This is a genomic window from Pseudohaemophilus paraphrohaemolyticus, from assembly GCF_003253115.1.
In the GTDB taxonomy this organism is placed as follows: domain Bacteria; phylum Pseudomonadota; class Gammaproteobacteria; order Enterobacterales; family Pasteurellaceae; genus Haemophilus_A; species Haemophilus_A paraphrohaemolyticus_A.
The window spans coordinates 61,267-78,223 of the sequence record NZ_QEQF01000005.1 but is presented as its reverse complement, the minus strand read 5'-3'; the positions used below and the strand labels follow the sequence as shown (position 1 = coordinate 78,223).

Sequence of the window (16,957 nt, the reverse complement as noted above, 5' to 3'; positions counted from 1 at the left end):
GCATTTTATGTCACGATATTTTCTTTACTTTTGGTTGGGCTTGTTATTAATAGCAAAAAGTTATGCCGAGCCTGATTTCACCATTGCAAAACTTAGCTCTAAAATGACCGCTTATTATCATATCCACCAACAAGATATGCACTTTGAAAATAAGGCTTATCGCTTATTTATTGCCAAGCCGAAGCAGCAACCTAAGCCTTTACCCGTGCTTTACCTGCTTGATGGCAATGCACATTTTCCATTGGCGGTAAATGCGGTAAATCCTGATTTACCGCTTCCGCTGATTGTAGGCATCGGCTATGTTTCCGATAATGCTTATTCGATTAATGAACGTCGCAGAGATTACACTTTCTCGGTTCAAGACGAAACCTTCAAAAATGGCGGAGGTGCTGCCGATTTTTTACGTTTTATTCAAACCGAAGTAAAGCCTTATATTGAACAACATTATCGTATTCATAACAAAAAACAGCACTTCTTTGGGCACTCTTTTGGCGGACTTTTTGGGCTTTATATTCTATTCCATCAACCTAATTTATTTCAGTATTACACTCTTGCCAGCCCATCGCTTTGGTGGGGAAAGGGTGAATTTTTACCTAAAAAGAGTGATTGGATTGCACATAAACCGGAGCATATTTTAATTACTCTTGGTGAGTATGAAGAGTTTCCAGAAAAAGATCCGCAAATAACATCTGAACAGAAACAACGCATTCAGCAGCGCCAACAAATACGCCCATTTAATGCAGAGCAGTTGAGCGAAAAATTAAAATCGCAGGGCAATAATGTTCACTTTCTTTGGATTTTAAATAAAAATCACGGGAACTCGATACCCGAAGCAATAAAATATAGTGTAGAGCTCATCCAGAAATGAAAAAGGCTAGAACCTTATATATTGAGGTTTTAGCCTATATTCAGAGGAATCTTGCTTATTGTATGGCGAATTTCTATCCTAAGAAAATCCCCAAACTAAATAGCAAATTGGTGATTAACGCTAAGCCTGCCATCTGCCCTAAAATTGGGCGAAGCTCAATCGGATCTTGATGGCGATAAACAAATAAGCCATGTTTGACTAAAAGTGGTACGGCAAGCAAGAATAGGTAGTTATACCAATGCTCGAAATTGAGAATCGCAAAAATCAGGTAAGAAACGACCGCTAGTGCTAATAGAATCGTGTGGTAAATGCGTCCGTTTTTCGAGCCAATGCGTACGATAAGGGTGTTTTTCCCCGCTTTACGATCTTGGTTAATATCACGGAGATTATTGATGTTAAGCACGGCAACCGAGAGCAAACCGCAGCCAAATGCCGGGATAAAAATTATTAGTGGCAAGCTGTGGGCTTGCAAATAGAACACACCAATTACCGCCACAAAACCAAAGAAAATCAGCACGAATAAATCGCCTAAACCTAAATAGCCATAAGCTTTCTTGCCAACCGTGTAGGTAATTGCGGCAACAATCGAAATCACGCCTAAGCCTAGAAATACCAGCAGATCCTCAATTCCTTCATACGCATAGAAACTTAATGCTGCTCCCGAAATAAAGGAGAGTGCACTCAGCACAATGACCGCTATTTTGAGCTGTTCGCCCGTAATTGCTCCGTGCTGAATCGCACGCAGTGGACCAATTCGCTCAGCGGTATCAGAGCCTTTTACATGGTCGCCGTAGTCGTTTGCAAAATTAGAGAGTACTTGCAATAAAATGGTCGTGATAAAGGCAAGTAGGGTGGTGATTAAATCAAATTTGCCTGCCCAATAGGCAAGCGCTGAGCCGATAATAATAGAAGCTAACGCAAGTGGTAACGTTTTCGGACGAGCCGTGCTAAACCAGATGGCAAAGGTGGAATTTTTGTTCATTTTGGTGGTTTCGTTTAGAATAGATAAAAGAAAAACGTAGTTTAGCAAAAAAGAGAAATGATGTGTAATCCAATCAGTTTAAGCCCTGTAGCGGTGGTTGAAAGCCCGTATGACGAGAAATTTTCCGTGCCTCGCCAGCCTAATTTAGTGCAAGAAGGTAAGGGCATTTTACGCCTACTTCCGCCTTACAACACGCCCGATGCAGTGCGAGGAATTGAGCAATTTAGCCATTTATGGCTGATTTTTCAATTTCACCAGATCCCCGAACGTGAATGGCACGCGACTGTTCGCCCACCGCGTTTAGGCGGTAATGAACGTGTGGGTGTGTTTGCGTCTCGTGCCACGCATCGCCCTAATCCTCTTGGGTTGTCTAAAGTAAAATTAGAACGGGTTGAATGCAAAGATGGCGAAGTGTTGTTACATCTGGGCAGCGTTGATTTGGTAAATGGCACGCCTATCTTCGACATCAAGCCCTATATTCACTACGCCGACAGCGAACCTGAAGCCATTTCTGGCTTTGCCCAAGAAAAACCGCAAGCAAAATTAAGCGTTACATTTCTGCCTGAAGCGGAACAAGCGGTCAAAAAAGCTAAAAATTTTGCAAAGTTTGGTATAAATCAACCGCTTGCGTTTATTCACGAGGTAATTGCGCAAGACCCACGCCCTGCTTATCAACAAGGGAAAAAATCAGATCGGATTTATGGGATGAATTTGGCGGGCTATAACGTGCGATGGGAAATTGATGAGCAAGATTTCACGAAAGCTGTAGTAATTGGCATGGATGAAGGGAACTTTTGAGAACGATGATTTTCTAACTTGGACTTTAAATATAAGCAGGATTTAAAAATGAATTTGAAAAAACTCTTTATTATTTTACCGCTTGTAGGTGCAAGCTTTAGCGTTTCAGCAGAAGGATTAAGTGAAATCAAGCAAGCAACGACTTTCCAATTCACAACGGAAGTGAGCCGCACGGTGCAAAAAGATTTAATGGAAGTCAGCCTTTACAGTCGTAAGCTAGGTAATTCGCTGAATAGCCTTAAAAATGAAGTATCAGCGAATTTAAACAAAGTATTAGACGTTGCAAAACAATATCCTGACATTGAGGTGCAAGCAGATGGTATTTTAAACCGAGTGAACTACAACGATAAAGGTAAAGTGGATGGCTGGGTGGCAGAAGGTTACATCAACCTTAAAAGCAAAAATTTTGCTTCTATCGAAAAAGTGTTGGAAAACTTAGGTAACAATGTGGCGATTAACAATATCGGCTTTAGCGTTTCACCAGAAACGATGAAAGCGTTAGAAGATGAGATGACATTAGCGGTCATTAAACAATTTCAACACAAAGCGGAAGTGGTACAAAAAGGCTTGAATGCCAAAAGCTATCAGCTTGTAGATGTGCAATTGAATACGCCAAATGGAGTGGGTAACCGCGATGATATTCACCCAATGATGGCAATGGCAAAATCAGCAAGTTATGCGACAGAAGAGATGCCATTGGAAGCAGGCAAAGAGACTATTTCAGCAACGGCTTCTGGGCGTGTGGAATTTAAGTAAGGTAAAATCAGGACGTGAATTTAAGTTCACGTCCTTCGTTTTATTTAGTCAATAAATCCAACGCTTCTTGATATTTTGCCACGGTTTTTTCAATCACTTCTTGTGGAATTTTCGGTGCAGGAGCTTGTTTGTTCCAACCGCTGTTTTCTAGCCAGTCACGCACAAATTGCTTATCGAAAGATGGCGGGTTTGTGCCCTCTTTGTAGTTTTTTACTGCCCAGAAACGACTTGAATCTGGCGTGAGCACTTCGTCCATCAAAGTGAGTACGCCATTCTCATCTAATCCAAATTCAAATTTTGTGTCGCAGATAATAATGCCTTTTGTTAACGCATATTCAGCCGCTTTAGTGTAAAGTGCAAGTGCTGCCTCTTTCACTTGTTTAGCTAATGCTTTTCCGATTTGATGTTCGCATTCTTCATAGCTGATATTGATGTCGTGATCGCCCACTTCCGCTTTGCTTGATGGTGTGAAAATCGGTTCTGGTAATTTGCTTGCTTCCACCAAGCCTTCAGGCAAGGCTAAACCGCAAATCGTCCCCGTTTTTTTATAATCTTTTAAGCCAGAACCGGTTAAATAACCACGCACGATAGACTCAATTTTCACAGGAGTTAAGCGCTTACACACTACCGCACGATGTTGGATTGCTTCCGCTTCTTCTTTTGGTAACACATCAAATACAGAATCGCCCGTGAAGTGATTTGGCATAATATCGGCTAATTTATTAAACCAGAAATTCGAAATTTGGGTCAAGATTTCGCCTTTGTGCGGAATCGGCTCATCTAAGATAACATCAAAGGCAGACAGACGATCCGTTGCCACCATAAGCATACGTTTGTCGTCAATCTCGTATAAATCACGCACTTTGCCAGAGTAGATTTTTTTTAAGCTGATTTGCATTTTGAGGTCCTATTTGAAGTGAATGTAAAAAATTGAGCAAATTATACCGCTTTACGCAAACGATTGCGATGGATTTTGATAATACTAAAAGTTGATGCATAACAAAAAAGTCTAGCAAACGCTAGACTTTTTCTTTTGGTTTAATTACACCTCAATCCCAAACTTCTCTTTCACTAACGCTTGGAAATCGGTGCAACCGCCAACATGAATGTTATCTAAGAAAATTTGTGGCACAGTTTCAACTGGCTTGCCAACACGTGGCACTAAATCTTCTTTGGTAATCCCTTCTTCAGGCATATTCACAAATTTAAAATCGAAATCGGCTAATTCTGATTTCATTTTTTCTGCTAATGCTTTTGCACGAATGCAATATGGACAAGTTAAACGCCCATAAATTTCAACAAACATCGTTACCTCTCTGTTTTTCCTTGTTGTAAGTAACAGCATCTTACTCTTTGTAAGCGGTTAAATCTATCTCTTGATCTGCAAATTTTTCTAATTCGGCTTGGTGACTAATATAAACCACTGACGATTGCGGTAAATGTTGCTTAATCAAGCCAAACATCGCTTGAGCCGATTCGCTGTCAAGGCTAGAAGTCGCTTCGTCTAGATAAATCACTTCAGGCTTATTGAGTAAAATACGAGCAAAAGCAATACGTTGTTGCTCGCCGCCTGAGAAAACGTGATGCCAAGCCTGCTGCTCTTGCAAACGATTTTGCCACTGCTTCAATCCTACATCTGCTAACACCTGATTCATCTCGTCATCAGAATAAATTTGATGCTCTGGATAACTCAATACATCTGCAAGCGTGCCTTCATTTAAGTAACTACGTTGTGGCACAAGTAAACTCTTACCTTGTGGCACTTTATATCCGCCATCAAAATAGTCCCAAATACCACTGAGTAAACGTAGGAAAGTCGATTTACCCAAACCGCTTTTTCCTTTCAAGCGAACCCATTTTTGTCCATCAATAGCAAGCGATAAATGGCTAAACAAGCGGTTATTTTCTGGGGTATAAATTGCAAGTTCTTGCATATCCAGCAATTTATCTGAGCTTTCTACTTCTGATTTGATCAGCTGTTCAAGCTCATTCATTTCACGTTGCAATTGGCTCAAACGGCTAATCGAAGCCGACCATTTTGGCAAGCTAGAATAGGCAAAAATAAACCAGCTAAAAGCGTCAATCACCACGCTAAATGCGGTGCGAATTTGCATAATGCCCCCAAAGGTAATCGCCTTAGTGGCTAAAAGCGGGATTGAAAAAATCACGGGCAACAAAAGTGAAAAGCGGTCGTAGCCTACGGTAAAGAAACCTAGCTGTTTTTCTTTATCCATCAAAGCACGCCAGTTGGTTACAATTGCTTTAAATTCAGCAAAAAGAGAGGCTTTTTCGACCGCTTCCCCTTTATACAACGCAATCTGCTCGGCATTTTCCTGCTTACGTACAAGGCTAGCACGGAAGTTCGCCTCGAATTGTTGTTGATGGTAATTCAAATTGTGTAATTTTCGCCCGATTAAATGGGTAATAATCGTGCCTAATACGGCATAAATCATTGCTACCCAAACTAAGTAACCTTCTACAACAAAACTCTTGCCAAATAGGGTAAATTCAGGCGATTTTGCTAAATTCCACAACACCATAAAGAACGCCCAAAGCTGGATAATATTGAAAATCAACGAAAGTGTCAGTTCAATGGTGTACTCAATAAAAATGCTAATGTCTTCCGCAATACGTTGGTCGGGGTTGTCCATTTTCTTGCGATGTGCCAAGCGGTAATAGATCTGTTTAGAAAACCATTTTTCCAAGAACTGCTTGGTCATAAATTCACGCCAGCGAATAATCAACAACTTCCGCAACCAAGTGCGGTAAACGTTAATCACGATAAAAATTGAGATGTAAATAAAATACTCGTTCAAAAGCGTGTAGGATTTCTCGATTTCAAAGTTAGAAAGGGCATCATAAAAGCCTTTCGACCAGTCGGAAATTTGTACGTTGAGGTAAGTAATCACTGAGCCGATGCCGATCACGACACCTACAATCAACCACGCCAACCAGTTCGATTTTCTGCCCCAATAGGGTTTGCTAAGGGAATAAAAGTTTTTGAGGAATTGTTTCATATTAAAATTTTAGGGTTTGTATTCCGAATTCCTCCGTTTTTTATTCTGTCAAATCTTCCCTATCCCTCTTTGCTAAAGAGGGGGGCTTTAAAAATCAAATTGTAATTATCTAACTTCACATTGAGAGCAAAATATCCAATGTGCGTGTTTACAGAAAGGAAATTCCCTCTCTTTAGCAAAGAGGGGTGGGGGAGATTTGGCAGTAGTAATTAACGAAGAAATTAGTTTTTTCTACACTAATCTGAGTTATCTCTTCGGCGTTGTAATAAACACCTTCTCATTATTGGTGTTATATATCTCTTTTGCCATCGCTTTCACATTATCAAGTGTGATGCCATCAGCAAGGCTTTGCATCTCTGTGAGATATTGCGGATTGCCTGTGTGGTTTTCGCTTAAAATTAAACGTGCCAACCACGTTCTTGGTTCTTGCAAGTGGTCTTTTTCTGCCGTGACAAACTGTGCCTTCGCAATTTTTACATCTTCTTCAGTGATCTGCTCTGGCAAAGCATAAAACACCGCACGGGCTTGCCCAATGAGCTTATCCGCATTATCAGGATTCGCGACAAAAGAGAGCTCACTTTCGATACGATCAGTTTCAGGATTGAGCGAGCTTTCAAAGTGCAAGCTGTAAATACCCAACTCCTTATCTCTTAACGCCATTTTGAGCTTATTTGTCGCAATATTGCGTAAGATTGAGACTAAAACTGCGTCTTTTCCTTGCCATTGATGCGAGCTAAACGCCCACATTTTTACGTCTGATTTCGGCTCAGGATTCATCGCAAAGCTGGCAATTGCCTTGCCTTCCGTTGGTAAAACTTGGACAGAATCGAACCGCTTGCTGCGTGGGAAATCGCTTAAAAATTGCGTTACTAAGCCTTTCATTTCGTCTTCATTCATATCATTCATGAAATAATAAGTGGTTGGAGCTTGAAGCATTTTTGCCCACTCTTCATTAAGAGATTTGTCGGTTAATTGTTCCAGCGAATCTTTGTTTGGCAGAATATCATCCACTTTCTCTTGGTTGTAACGCAATATTGAAATTGCTTTTAAGCGTTCATTTTCGCTGTTTTTACCATTTTGTGTTGCTATCATTTTTCCAAGCGTTTCTTTGGTTTCATCCAAACCGTCTTTCACTTTGGTTTCCGCTTGATAAGCGTAGAACAGGCGCAAGAAATCCGCCAATTTCGCATTTTCGACCGAACCATCAAAGATCAATTTAGTCGCCGTCTGCTTGAGAGAAATACTGACTTTGTTCAGTTCTTTCCAATGTTTCAACTGTTCAGGTTCCCAATCAAGCGGTGCATTTTGTGCAATTAATTGCAATGCTACTTGGCTCTGCCATTCGCCCAGCCCCTTCGCTTTAAAGCCTGCTGAACTTTGAGCTTGGAAGTAAGTTTTATCTTTCGCAAGCGGAGATTTTAACCAAACCACTTTATCACCGTTTGAGAGCGTCCACTGCTGCACGTTTTGAGCGTCAAATTTCTCTACCGAAGTGATTGAGCCTTTGGCTTGCACGTGTTCAAGCGACATCGGCACAATCTCTTTCTCTTGTTGTGGTGCAGAAATTTCCGCTTTTTGTGCCTCTGCTTGCAACTGAACCACTTGAGTTTCGCTGATTTCTAGCTTGGTATCACGCGGTGGCTGATATTGCACAATGCGATCTTTCGCCTCAAGCCATTGCTGAATACGAGCGTTTACTTCCGCTGCTGTGATTTTTTTCAGTATCGGTTCAGATAAATTAGCAATTTCAGGCTGAGTCAGGAAAGGTTTATCGAGCAATGTAGTGTCTATCATCGCTTGCACCCAGCGGGAAAACTCACGGTCACCATCGTGTTTTTTGGCATTCTCAATTTGAGCTTGAATCGGTGCTTTCTGTTTTGCTAATTCCTCTTCTGTAATAGGGAAGCGTTTTAGGCGTTCGATTTCTTCGAAAATCTGTTTCAACCCTTGCGGATGCCCAGTCGGTTCAACGGTTGCAAATAAACCAAGAGCCGTAGTTTGCGTACCGATGTCAGATTTTCTTGGTACTACCGCTGAAACGCCTTTCGGTAATATTTCCGATTGGTTGCGTAAACGTTGCACAATGCTAGCAAGTGCCAAACGATCTAACAAGCGTTGATAACGTCCATCATCCGTTTGAGCACGGCTTGCACCATCGTCAAAACGCAAAATATAAGCTACTTGGCTTACGCTACTACGAGGGTCTTGCAGTTTGTTGATCTGTAAACGATCCGCTAAGGTTGGGTTTAAATAATCCCTCACAGGCGTGTTTTTCTTCTCTACTTTGCCAAAATAGAGGTCGATTTCTTCCTTTGCTTTGCTAGGATCCACATCGCCTACCACCAACAAATTCATATTGTTCGGTGTGTACCACGTTTGGTAGAACTGCTGTAACTGGGTGGCAGGCATTGAGTTGATGCTCTGCTCTGTGCCAATCACGCGATGGCGGGCATAACGCGAATTCGCACGTACGGAGGCGGTACGTTGTTCGTTCATCGTTGCCCCAACGCTTAAACCTTGACGCCACTCTTCTAAGATAATTTTGCGTTCATCATCTAAATCTGTTTGGGTTAATTTTGCCCCAAACAGCATTTGAGACAAAGCATCAAAACTTTTCGACAACCCCGCCGTGTTCGGTGGAGTCATCATATAAGTGGTGCTATCGGAAGTAGTTATCGCATTATAGTTTTTACCACGCACCCATTTTTGTTCGTGTAAATAGGGAATTAAGCCATTCGGGTGAGCGTTTGTACCACGGAAAACAAGGCGCTCAACCATATGTGCCACACCCGCCTGATCGTTATTTTCATCGACTGATCCTGCATTCACCCGCATTCTGATTTCGATATGCCCTTTTTCATCGTGCAGAGGAAGAATGGTGTATTTCAAACCATTATCTAATTGACCTTGAACGGGAGCAGATTTTTCCGCTACCGCAAAATTTGAAGCGATTAACAACGCTAAAGTTGTGAGAGCAAAACGCATGATTTTTCCTTATGTTTTTGCCTAAAAAGAAAAGCCTCTTGCCTGAATTTATTAACCAAACGAGAGGAGAAATATAAGCGGTGAAATTTTAGCAGATATTTGCAAATGCTTTGAGAAATTTCACCGCTTGTTGAGGATTATCAGTTATAGGTTGCCCCTAACCAGAAGTTGCACCCCATTTTACGTGTATATCTTAAGTTCTCACCAATTCCTTCACGTAATTTGTTTACTAGAATACTTGCTGCACATACTCAGGGAGAATGGCATTCAACAAAGTATGTCAAGGAAGGGGAATGGTTTAGATAATAGTAAGATGGAAAGCTTCTTTGGACGATTAAAAATGGAATGTTATTACGGCAAACGATTTGAAACGTTCGAACAACTGGAAAAAAACGATCCACGAGTACATTCATTATTACAACCATGAGCGAATTCAAGAGAAACTAAAAGGACTGAGCCCCGTGAATGACAGAACTCAGTCCTTGAACTAAATTAGTCTAACTTTTGGGGGCTGATCAAATTTATGCGGCATCTTTTCTTCCCAAAGAGCGATCAAATTTTTAAGTATTTTTATTAATCTATCTTCTTTATTTTACAAGTTGCATTCGCTTTTCAATCCTTCTATTGCTTTACATTCTTCTTCATTATGTTCACTTTCGGTAACAATTGACTGTAAAAAATCTTTAATTTCTAATAATTGAAATATTTTATTTTCCACTTGAATAAGTTGATTCAATACTAATTGATCCGCTTAATAATGATCTTCCATACTGAATTTAATACGATTGAGTGCCTTAATATTATCTAAAGAGAAACCCAACGTTCTACATTTTTTGATGAATTTTAATTGTTCTACACTTTCTTCATCATAATATCTATAACCATTAGCCAATAGCGTAGGTGGCTGCAATACTCCTTGCTTTTCATAGTAGCGGATAGTTTCAATATTAGTATGCGTAGATTTACTTAATTCGTTAATTTTCATTATTTCCTCAAGCAATTTTTTACTTTAATGAGAATGATCATCTAATAAGAAATGTGTATTACTATCATACAAGGATTTAACAGCTTGAAAAACTGTGGAAATGTCGCTGTATAAGACAAAAAGACTTAAAAATAACCAAATCTATGCTAATGCTTCGCAATAAACCATCGAAATAGTCACCATATTGTAACTGACGTAAATCTGGTGTATTTGGTGATGAAATATTCACCGTAATGTAACCAGCGTAGTTATAGGCTTTGTTCAAACTCTCTCAGGATAGTTGACTGTAAGAAAAGTGCAGTCAATTTTCACCGCACTTTAAAGGTAAGATTGCTCGTATTCTACGAGGAACAGGAATAATGTGCAAATAATAAAAAATGTGATGATCACAACGCAATCATCACATTTTAATATCAACCTTTCATTCGAAAGTTAAAGGAAAATCAGGTTATTACCAGAAATATGCTACACCAGCACCAGCACCAACATTACCTTGTGTATTAGCACCTAATGAGAGTTTAACCCCATATTTTCCATTATCAGAAAGGCGGCTATAACCAACAGCAACCGCAGATTGGCCACGATATTCACCTACTGCAGCAGTAGCAGCTGACAAACCAGGCCGATAAGATTGGAGCAAGTTTGCTGTAGCAATTGCACTTGCCGTACCAGCATCTGCACGTCTGCCCACTTTATCGATGCGATGGTTTAATTTATCCATATTGCCACTCAAACGGCGTTCAACAGCATGTAACTGACTACCATTCACAGCATCTTTACTGTCTTTAGCAACACGCCCATTAGCCACATTACGGATTACACCTTCCTCATTTAAGCTAATTGACTTATCTGCATTTTTAGTAAACGGTAAGTCGGCAGAAACAGTATATTCATTGCCACTAGATGTGACTTTAATGCCACTACCAGCAACTACTTTAGTTTTCGCAGCCTTAATCGCTTCCGCTACTTCGCCAGCTTTCGCCAGTTTATTCGCATCAGCTGTAGCAACAGATGGAGTCTCTCCAGCTGTGATCGTACCCGTTACCGCGGCGACTTTGCCTGCATCATCCACCTTGATCGTTGCGTTATCAGTATCGATAGAAAGACCTTCGCTTTTCGCGCTAATACCACCGTTTGGTTTGGTTTTTGCTGCAATCGTTAATGTATCATTTACACTATCTACTGTAGCAGTAATACCGTTACCCTCAATTACTCGACGGCCAGTATCACCTTTTTCACCTTTGTCGCCTTTAAGACCTTTGTCGCCTTGAAGACCTTTATCGCCTTGAAGACCTTTATCGCCTTGAATACCTTTGTCGCCTTGAATACCTTTGTCGCCTTGAAGACCTTTGTCGCCTTGAAGACCTTTATCGCCTTGAAGACCTTTATCGCCTTGAAGACCTTTATCGCCTTGAAGACCTTTGTCGCCTTGAAGACCTTTGTCGCCTTGAAGACCCTTGTCGCCTTGAAGACCTTTGTCACCTTGAGGGCCTTTGTCGCCCGCACCACCACCAGCAGTATCACCACCTACCCAGGTAATTTTGGTTATACCATCTTTAGATTCCACTCCTATTTTATCTGGAGTACCGGATATGATCTCAGATTTAATAATTGTATGACCTGCTTTTTCACCTTCCACAGGCTGTTCTATTGATATCGCATTGCTACCCTGTGCAGCCTCAACTGGCGCATCAAAGGTGATTTTATGAGCCGTATATTCATCGTTCTTTCTTGTAAGTCTAATCCCTTTATTCCCTTCTAAAACCAATCTGGAATTATCGCTATTCTCTTCTGTTATAGAATCAGCTTTAGTTGTATCTACTGTGCCTATATTCATCTCTGTATTTGGGCCGCAGCATCTGCATTTCCATTGCGGCATCCATTATAATGCTCAAGATCCTCTGGCTCACCAGTGTTAGTAGTCGTAACACGAAAATAGTAGTCTGTATTCAAATTATCAGGGCCTACATTCTCACGCTCATTTTTTCCACTCGACGCACCAACAGACGCCTGCGCGAAGGGAGAAAGCAGACCAGCAACAAGAGCAGCTGCAACGGCGGTTACAGAAGCACGTTTTTTGTGTTTTTTAGTCAGTTCAGATACTGCGCCCCAGGCTTGAGCTGCTTCGTTCCATACAATTCTAAAAATTTTATTCATAATTTTCCTCTTTAGATAGTTACATTAAAAAATTGAACGCGGATTATACACAACAACATAATTATAACAATCATCTATTTTATGTTTCACCATAAATATAAAGGACTGAAATGGTAAAATACAACCTCAGTCCTTAAGTTACAGTTAAGTAATAAACTTAAAATTTACGCTAATTCCGCACGTAATTTTTTGGTTACATCCACCATCACTTTTAATTGATCGATAGTTTCTGTCCAGCCGCGTGTTTTTAAGCCACAGTCTGGGTTTACCCATAAGCGTTCTTTTGGAATGACATTTAACGCTTTGCGTAATAAGTGTTCAATTTCACCTGCGGTTGGTACACGAGGGCTGTGGATATCATACACACCTGGACCGATGTCATTCGGGTAGTTGAATTTTACGAAGGCATCTAATAATTCCATATCTGAACGAGAGGTTTCGATGGTAATCACGTCCGCATCTAATGCCGCAATGGCAGGTAAGATGTCGTTAAACTCGGAATAACACATGTGAGTGTGAATTTGTGTATCATCTTGCACGCCCATTGAGCTTAAACGGAATGCTTCGCCTGCCCATTGTAAGTACGCATCCCAATCTGCACGTTTAAGTGGTAAACCTTCACGAATGGCTGGCTCATCAATTTGGATAACTTTAATGCCTGCCGCTTCTAAATCTAACACTTCATCAGATAATGCCACGCCGATTTGTTTACATACGGTTGAACGTGGAATATCGTTACGCACGAATGACCATTGTAAAATAGTCACAGGGCCTGTGAGCATTCCTTTCATTACACGGTTTGTGAGGCTTTGTGCATATTGAGACCAACGTACTGTCATTGGCTCTGGGCGGGTCACATCACCGTAAATCACTGGTGGTTTAACACAACGTGAACCGTAACTTTGTACCCAACCAAATTTAGTGAAGGCGAAACCGTCTAATAATTCCCCAAAATATTCCACCATGTCGTTGCGTTCTGCTTCGCCGTGAACTAATACATCTAAATCTAATTCTTCTTGGCGACGCACGACGTATTCAATTTCTTTTTTCATTGCTGCTTCGTAATCTGCAAGAGATAACTCGCCTTTTTTGAAACTTGCACGAGCATGACGAATTTCAGTCGTTTGTGGGAATGAACCAATGTTTGTAGTTGGCAGAAGCGGTAAATTTAACCAAGCATTTTGCTTAACAATACGTTCTGCAAATGGCGATTTACGTTGATCCGCACCTTTTGGTAAGTTTGCTAAACGTTCTGCTACTTCTGGGCGATGAATTTCTTTTGAGGTTGAGCGTGCATCTGCTGCCGCTTGGCTTGCATCTAATGCTGCTTGTACAGGCGCTCTACCATGATTTAAGGCTTGTTTTAATACATTTAATTCTTCTACTTTTTGTAGCGTGAAAGATAACCAGCTATAAAGTGCAGGATTTTTCTCTTTTAATTGCACTTCCACTTCTAAGTCAAATGGGGTGTGCAATAATGAACAGCTTGGTGCAATCCATAAACGCTCGCCTAATTTTGCTTTTAATGGCTCTAATACATCTAACACTTTGTTTAAGTTTGCACGCCAGATATTACGGCCTTCAATCACGCCAGCTGAAAGCACTTTGCTGTAATCTTCAAATGCTGTAAGTTGTTCTGGTGCACGCACTAAATCTAAATGCAAGCCCGCAACAGGTAAGGCTTTTAATAACTCAGCGTGTTGTGCAACGGAACCAAAATAAGTGGCTAATAATAATTTTGCGTTCACTTTGCTTAATTCAGCATACACAGATTTATAGGCTTCGACCCATTCTGCAGGTAAATCTAATGCTAATGCCGGTTCATCAATTTGAATCCACTCTGCACCTTCAGCCACTAATGCGTTTAAGATTTCAACATAAACAGGCACTAATTGATTTAATAAATCGAAACGGTTAAATGCTTCGCCTTTTTCTTTACCTAACCATAAGAATGTTAATGGGCCAACAATCACCGGTTTGAAGTTTAAGCCTAAATCTTTTGCTTCACGAATTTGATTCACGTAATGAGCTGGATTTGCTTTGAAAGCGGTCGATTTTTGGAACTCAGGCACAAGATAGTGATAGTTCGTATCAAACCATTTGGTCATTTCAATCGCAAATTGATCTTTGTTACCACGTGCAAGTTGGAAATATTGATCAAGGGTTAAGTTTTGGCTATCAAAACCAAAACGAGCAGGAATTGCCCCTGTTGCCACTTGTAAATCTAAAATATGATCGTAGAACGTGAAATCGCCCACTGCAACGAAATCTGCATTCGCCGCAGCTTGATGTTTCCAGTTTTTTTCACGCAACGCTTTCGCTAAATCTAATAAATCTTGCTCTGCTAATTCTTTACGCCAATAACGTTCTTGTGCAAATTTTAATTCACGTTTTGCCCCTACACGAGGAAAGCCTAAGATATGTGCTGTTGTCATAATGTACTCCTGCTATTTTAAATTGAGTTTATTTAGACGTTTAGCCGTCTAAACTGCTTGGTACACATCTTCTAACTTTTTTATACATTATGCAACTTCATAATTTTCTAATTCATTATGAATATTTTTAATGTTGTTTAATTGATTGTTTTATGGATTATTTTGCGATTTTGGTTGGCGTTGCTTATGTGATGAGGATGATGGCGATGTTGGTGAAACGTTATGAGTGATAGTGCGAATCGGAAATTGTTTTTCCTTTAAAAGAATAGGTAAAAATAGTTTTCTTGAATTGATTTGATAGCTTTCAATCGTTAAAACCTTTTTGTAAGATGTTTACGAAATTTATTTCAACCTAACGATTACCTATTTATTTTACAAGGAGTTTCCTATGAGTTCTTCAAAATGCCCTTTTGCGCATACCAATCTTACCATGGGCAATGGTGCACCTGTTGCAGATAACCAAAATAGCTTAACCGCTGGTTCGCGTGGTCCATTACTTGCACAAGATTTGTGGCTTAATGAAAAATTAGCCGATTTCGTGCGTGAAGTGATTCCTGAGCGTCGTATGCACGCGAAAGGTTCTGGTGCATTTGGTACCTTTACCGTTACACACGATATTACGAAATATACGCGTGCAAAAATCTTCAGTGAAGTGGGTAAAAAAACAGAAATGTTCGCACGCTTTACCACTGTTGCGGGTGAACGTGGTGCGGCTGATGCAGAGCGTGATATTCGCGGTTTCGCATTAAAATTCTATACCGAAGAAGGTAACTGGGACTTAGTGGGTAACAATACCCCTGTGTTCTTCTTACGTGATCCACGTAAATTCCCAGATTTAAACAAAGCGGTAAAACGTGATCCTCGCACTAATATGCGTTCAGCAACCAATAACTGGGATTTCTGGACATTATTACCTGAGGCATTACACCAAGTAACCGTTGTAATGAGTGATCGTGGTATTCCTGCAAGCTATCGTCATATGCATGGTTACGGTTCACACACTTACAGCTTCTGGAACGAAGCAGGCGAACGTTTCTGGGTAAAATTCCACTTCCATACACAACAAGGCATCAAAAACTTAACCGATGCGGAAGCGGCAGCTGTGATTGCAAACGACCGCGAAAGTCACCAACGTGATTTATATGAAGCAATTGAACGTGGCGACTTCCCGAAATGGACGCTATTCGTACAAATTATGCCAGAAGCAGATGCGGAAAAAGTAGCTTATCATCCATTCGACTTGACAAAAGTATGGCCGAAAAAAGATTATCCGTTAATTGAAGTGGGTGAGTTTGAACTTAACCGTAACCCAGAAAACTTCTTTGCTGATGTAGAACAATCTGCATTTGCACCAAGCAATTTAGTTCCAGGTATCGGCGCAAGCCCAGATAAAATGTTACAAGCTCGTTTATTCAACTATGCGGATGCACAACGTTACCGTTTAGGCGTGAACTATCGTCAAATCCCTGTAAACCGCCCACGTTGTCCAGTGCATAGCAACCAACGTGATGGTCAAGGCCGTGTAGATGGCAACTACGGTAGCCTACCGCACTACGAGCCAAACAGCTTCAGCCAATGGCAACAACAACCAGATTTTGCTGAGCCACCACTTCGTATCAATGGCGATGCGGCACATTGGGATTATCGCAACGACGATAACGATTACTTCAGCCAACCGCGTGCATTATTTAACTTAATGAGCGCAGAGCAAAAACAAGCGTTATTCAACAACACTGCAGCTGCAATGGGCGACGCACCTGATTTTATCAAATATCGCCACATCCGTAACTGCCACTGGTGCGATCCAGCATACGGTGCAGGTATCGCAAAAGCATTAGGTTTAACGGTGGAAGATGCGTTAAAAGCTCGTGATACTGATCCTGCTTTAGGACAAGGTGGATTGTTGTAATCTTTGCTTTTAGCTAACAATTAGATAGAAAAAACGGCAGTTTTTCATTAGAGAAACTGCCTTTT

The 16,957-nt window shown here is 40.8% G+C and carries 12 protein-coding genes and 4 pseudogenes; 5 read left to right on the top strand and 11 right to left on the bottom strand.

Annotation, left to right across the window (positions count from 1 at the left end):
- Nucleotides 1-7: 7 nt before the first annotated feature.
- On the top strand, nucleotides 8-868 hold the full coding sequence (locus DPV92_RS06225) for an alpha/beta hydrolase (protein ID WP_111354136.1): 861 nt from the start codon (nucleotides 8-10) through the stop codon (nucleotides 866-868).
- Nucleotides 869-941: 73 nt separating this feature from the next.
- Here the strand turns inward: DPV92_RS06225 and DPV92_RS06220 are convergent, their stop codons facing one another.
- Complete coding sequence (locus DPV92_RS06220; protein WP_111354135.1) at nucleotides 942-1,850, bottom strand: 1,4-dihydroxy-2-naphthoate polyprenyltransferase; 909 nt, start codon at nucleotides 1,848-1,850, stop codon at nucleotides 942-944.
- Nucleotides 1,851-1,910: 60 nt separating this feature from the next.
- Between DPV92_RS06220 and tsaA the strand changes: the two genes are divergently transcribed.
- On the top strand, nucleotides 1,911-2,648 hold the full coding sequence (tsaA, locus tag DPV92_RS06215) for a tRNA (N6-threonylcarbamoyladenosine(37)-N6)-methyltransferase TrmO (RefSeq protein ID WP_111354134.1): 738 nt from the start codon (nucleotides 1,911-1,913) through the stop codon (nucleotides 2,646-2,648).
- Between the two features lie 48 nt (nucleotides 2,649-2,696).
- On the top strand, nucleotides 2,697-3,404 hold the full coding sequence (locus DPV92_RS06210; RefSeq protein WP_111354133.1) for an SIMPL domain-containing protein: 708 nt from the start codon (nucleotides 2,697-2,699) through the stop codon (nucleotides 3,402-3,404).
- A gap of 40 nt (nucleotides 3,405-3,444) precedes the next feature.
- Here DPV92_RS06210 and DPV92_RS06205 read toward each other — a convergent pair whose 3' ends face one another.
- The 4 genes from DPV92_RS06205 to DPV92_RS06190 all read right to left on the bottom strand — a co-directional run bounded on the left by DPV92_RS06205 (nucleotide 3,445) and on the right by DPV92_RS06190 (nucleotide 9,406).
- Nucleotides 3,445-4,302 carry a phosphoribosylaminoimidazolesuccinocarboxamide synthase gene (locus tag DPV92_RS06205; protein ID WP_111354132.1) on the bottom strand — a complete coding sequence of 286 codons (858 nt, stop codon included), beginning with the start codon at nucleotides 4,300-4,302 and terminating at the stop codon, nucleotides 3,445-3,447.
- A 144-nt stretch (nucleotides 4,303-4,446) separates the two neighbouring features.
- Nucleotides 4,447-4,710 carry a GrxA family glutaredoxin gene (locus DPV92_RS06200; RefSeq protein WP_111354131.1) on the bottom strand — a complete coding sequence of 88 codons (264 nt, stop codon included), beginning with the start codon at nucleotides 4,708-4,710 and terminating at the stop codon, nucleotides 4,447-4,449.
- Between the two features lie 40 nt (nucleotides 4,711-4,750).
- The gene (locus tag DPV92_RS06195; RefSeq protein ID WP_111354130.1) at nucleotides 4,751-6,421 is read right to left on the bottom strand and encodes an ABC transporter ATP-binding protein/permease; all 1,671 of its coding nucleotides are present in this window, start codon (nucleotides 6,419-6,421) and stop codon (nucleotides 4,751-4,753) included.
- A 246-nt stretch (nucleotides 6,422-6,667) separates the two neighbouring features.
- The gene (locus DPV92_RS06190; RefSeq protein ID WP_111354129.1) at nucleotides 6,668-9,406 is read right to left on the bottom strand and encodes a M16 family metallopeptidase; all 2,739 of its coding nucleotides are present in this window, start codon (nucleotides 9,404-9,406) and stop codon (nucleotides 6,668-6,670) included.
- Nucleotides 9,407-9,653: 247 nt separating this feature from the next.
- On the opposite strand from DPV92_RS06190, the pseudogene DPV92_RS06185 reads away from it, so the two are divergent.
- Nucleotides 9,654-9,897, top strand: a pseudogene (locus DPV92_RS06185) (transposase); the annotation flags it as partial.
- 101 nt (nucleotides 9,898-9,998) lie between these two features.
- Here the strand turns inward: DPV92_RS06185 and DPV92_RS06180 are convergent.
- The 6 genes and pseudogenes from DPV92_RS06180 to metE form a co-directional block, all read right to left on the bottom strand.
- Nucleotides 9,999-10,391: pseudogene (locus DPV92_RS06180) on the bottom strand (MerR family transcriptional regulator).
- 24 nt (nucleotides 10,392-10,415) lie between these two features.
- A pseudogene (locus DPV92_RS10005) lies at nucleotides 10,416-10,520 on the bottom strand (cation diffusion facilitator family transporter); the annotation flags it as partial.
- 19 nt (nucleotides 10,521-10,539) lie between these two features.
- Nucleotides 10,540-10,656 (bottom strand): annotated as a pseudogene (locus tag DPV92_RS06170) (dihydroorotate dehydrogenase (quinone)); the annotation flags it as partial.
- A gap of 186 nt (nucleotides 10,657-10,842) precedes the next feature.
- Entirely contained in the window at nucleotides 10,843-12,228 is a 1,386-nt protein-coding gene (locus DPV92_RS06165; RefSeq protein ID WP_115041280.1) for a YadA family autotransporter adhesin, read from the bottom strand.
- Nucleotides 12,225-12,548 carry an ESPR domain-containing protein gene (locus DPV92_RS06160; RefSeq protein ID WP_111354127.1) on the bottom strand — a complete coding sequence of 108 codons (324 nt, stop codon included), beginning with the start codon at nucleotides 12,546-12,548 and terminating at the stop codon, nucleotides 12,225-12,227. The genes DPV92_RS06165 and DPV92_RS06160 overlap by 4 nt, the downstream gene beginning before the upstream one ends.
- Before the next feature lie 164 nt (nucleotides 12,549-12,712).
- On the bottom strand, nucleotides 12,713-14,983 hold the full coding sequence (gene metE / locus DPV92_RS06155; RefSeq protein WP_111354126.1) for a 5-methyltetrahydropteroyltriglutamate--homocysteine S-methyltransferase: 2,271 nt from the start codon (nucleotides 14,981-14,983) through the stop codon (nucleotides 12,713-12,715).
- A gap of 388 nt (nucleotides 14,984-15,371) precedes the next feature.
- Here metE and DPV92_RS06150 point away from each other — a divergent pair, with 388 nt between their 5' ends.
- The gene (locus tag DPV92_RS06150) at nucleotides 15,372-16,892 is read left to right on the top strand and encodes a catalase (RefSeq protein WP_111354125.1); all 1,521 of its coding nucleotides are present in this window, start codon (nucleotides 15,372-15,374) and stop codon (nucleotides 16,890-16,892) included.
- Nucleotides 16,893-16,957: the final 65 nt, after the last annotated feature.

Bases quoted from the DNA above. Each gene is read 5' to 3' on its own strand.
- DPV92_RS06220 (WP_111354135.1), bottom strand. From the start codon at position 1,850: ATGAACAAAAATTCCACCTTTGCCATCTGGTTTAGCACGGCTCGTCCG.
- DPV92_RS06165 (WP_115041280.1), bottom strand. From the start codon at position 12,228: ATGAATATAGGCACAGTAGATACAACTAAAGCTGATTCTATAACAGAA.
- metE (WP_111354126.1), bottom strand. From the start codon at position 14,983: ATGACAACAGCACATATCTTAGGCTTTCCTCGTGTAGGGGCAAAACGT.
- DPV92_RS06225 (WP_111354136.1), top strand. From the start codon at position 8: ATGTCACGATATTTTCTTTACTTTTGGTTGGGCTTGTTATTAATAGCA.
- DPV92_RS06205 (WP_111354132.1), bottom strand. From the start codon at position 4,302: ATGCAAATCAGCTTAAAAAAAATCTACTCTGGCAAAGTGCGTGATTTA.
- DPV92_RS06210 (WP_111354133.1), top strand. From the start codon at position 2,697: ATGAATTTGAAAAAACTCTTTATTATTTTACCGCTTGTAGGTGCAAGC.
- DPV92_RS06195 (WP_111354130.1), bottom strand. From the start codon at position 6,421: ATGAAACAATTCCTCAAAAACTTTTATTCCCTTAGCAAACCCTATTGG.
- DPV92_RS06150 (WP_111354125.1), top strand. From the start codon at position 15,372: ATGAGTTCTTCAAAATGCCCTTTTGCGCATACCAATCTTACCATGGGC.
- DPV92_RS06160 (WP_111354127.1), bottom strand. From the start codon at position 12,548: ATGAATAAAATTTTTAGAATTGTATGGAACGAAGCAGCTCAAGCCTGG.
- DPV92_RS06190 (WP_111354129.1), bottom strand. From the start codon at position 9,406: ATGCGTTTTGCTCTCACAACTTTAGCGTTGTTAATCGCTTCAAATTTT.
- tsaA (WP_111354134.1), top strand. From the start codon at position 1,911: ATGTGTAATCCAATCAGTTTAAGCCCTGTAGCGGTGGTTGAAAGCCCG.
- DPV92_RS06200 (WP_111354131.1), bottom strand. From the start codon at position 4,710: ATGTTTGTTGAAATTTATGGGCGTTTAACTTGTCCATATTGCATTCGT.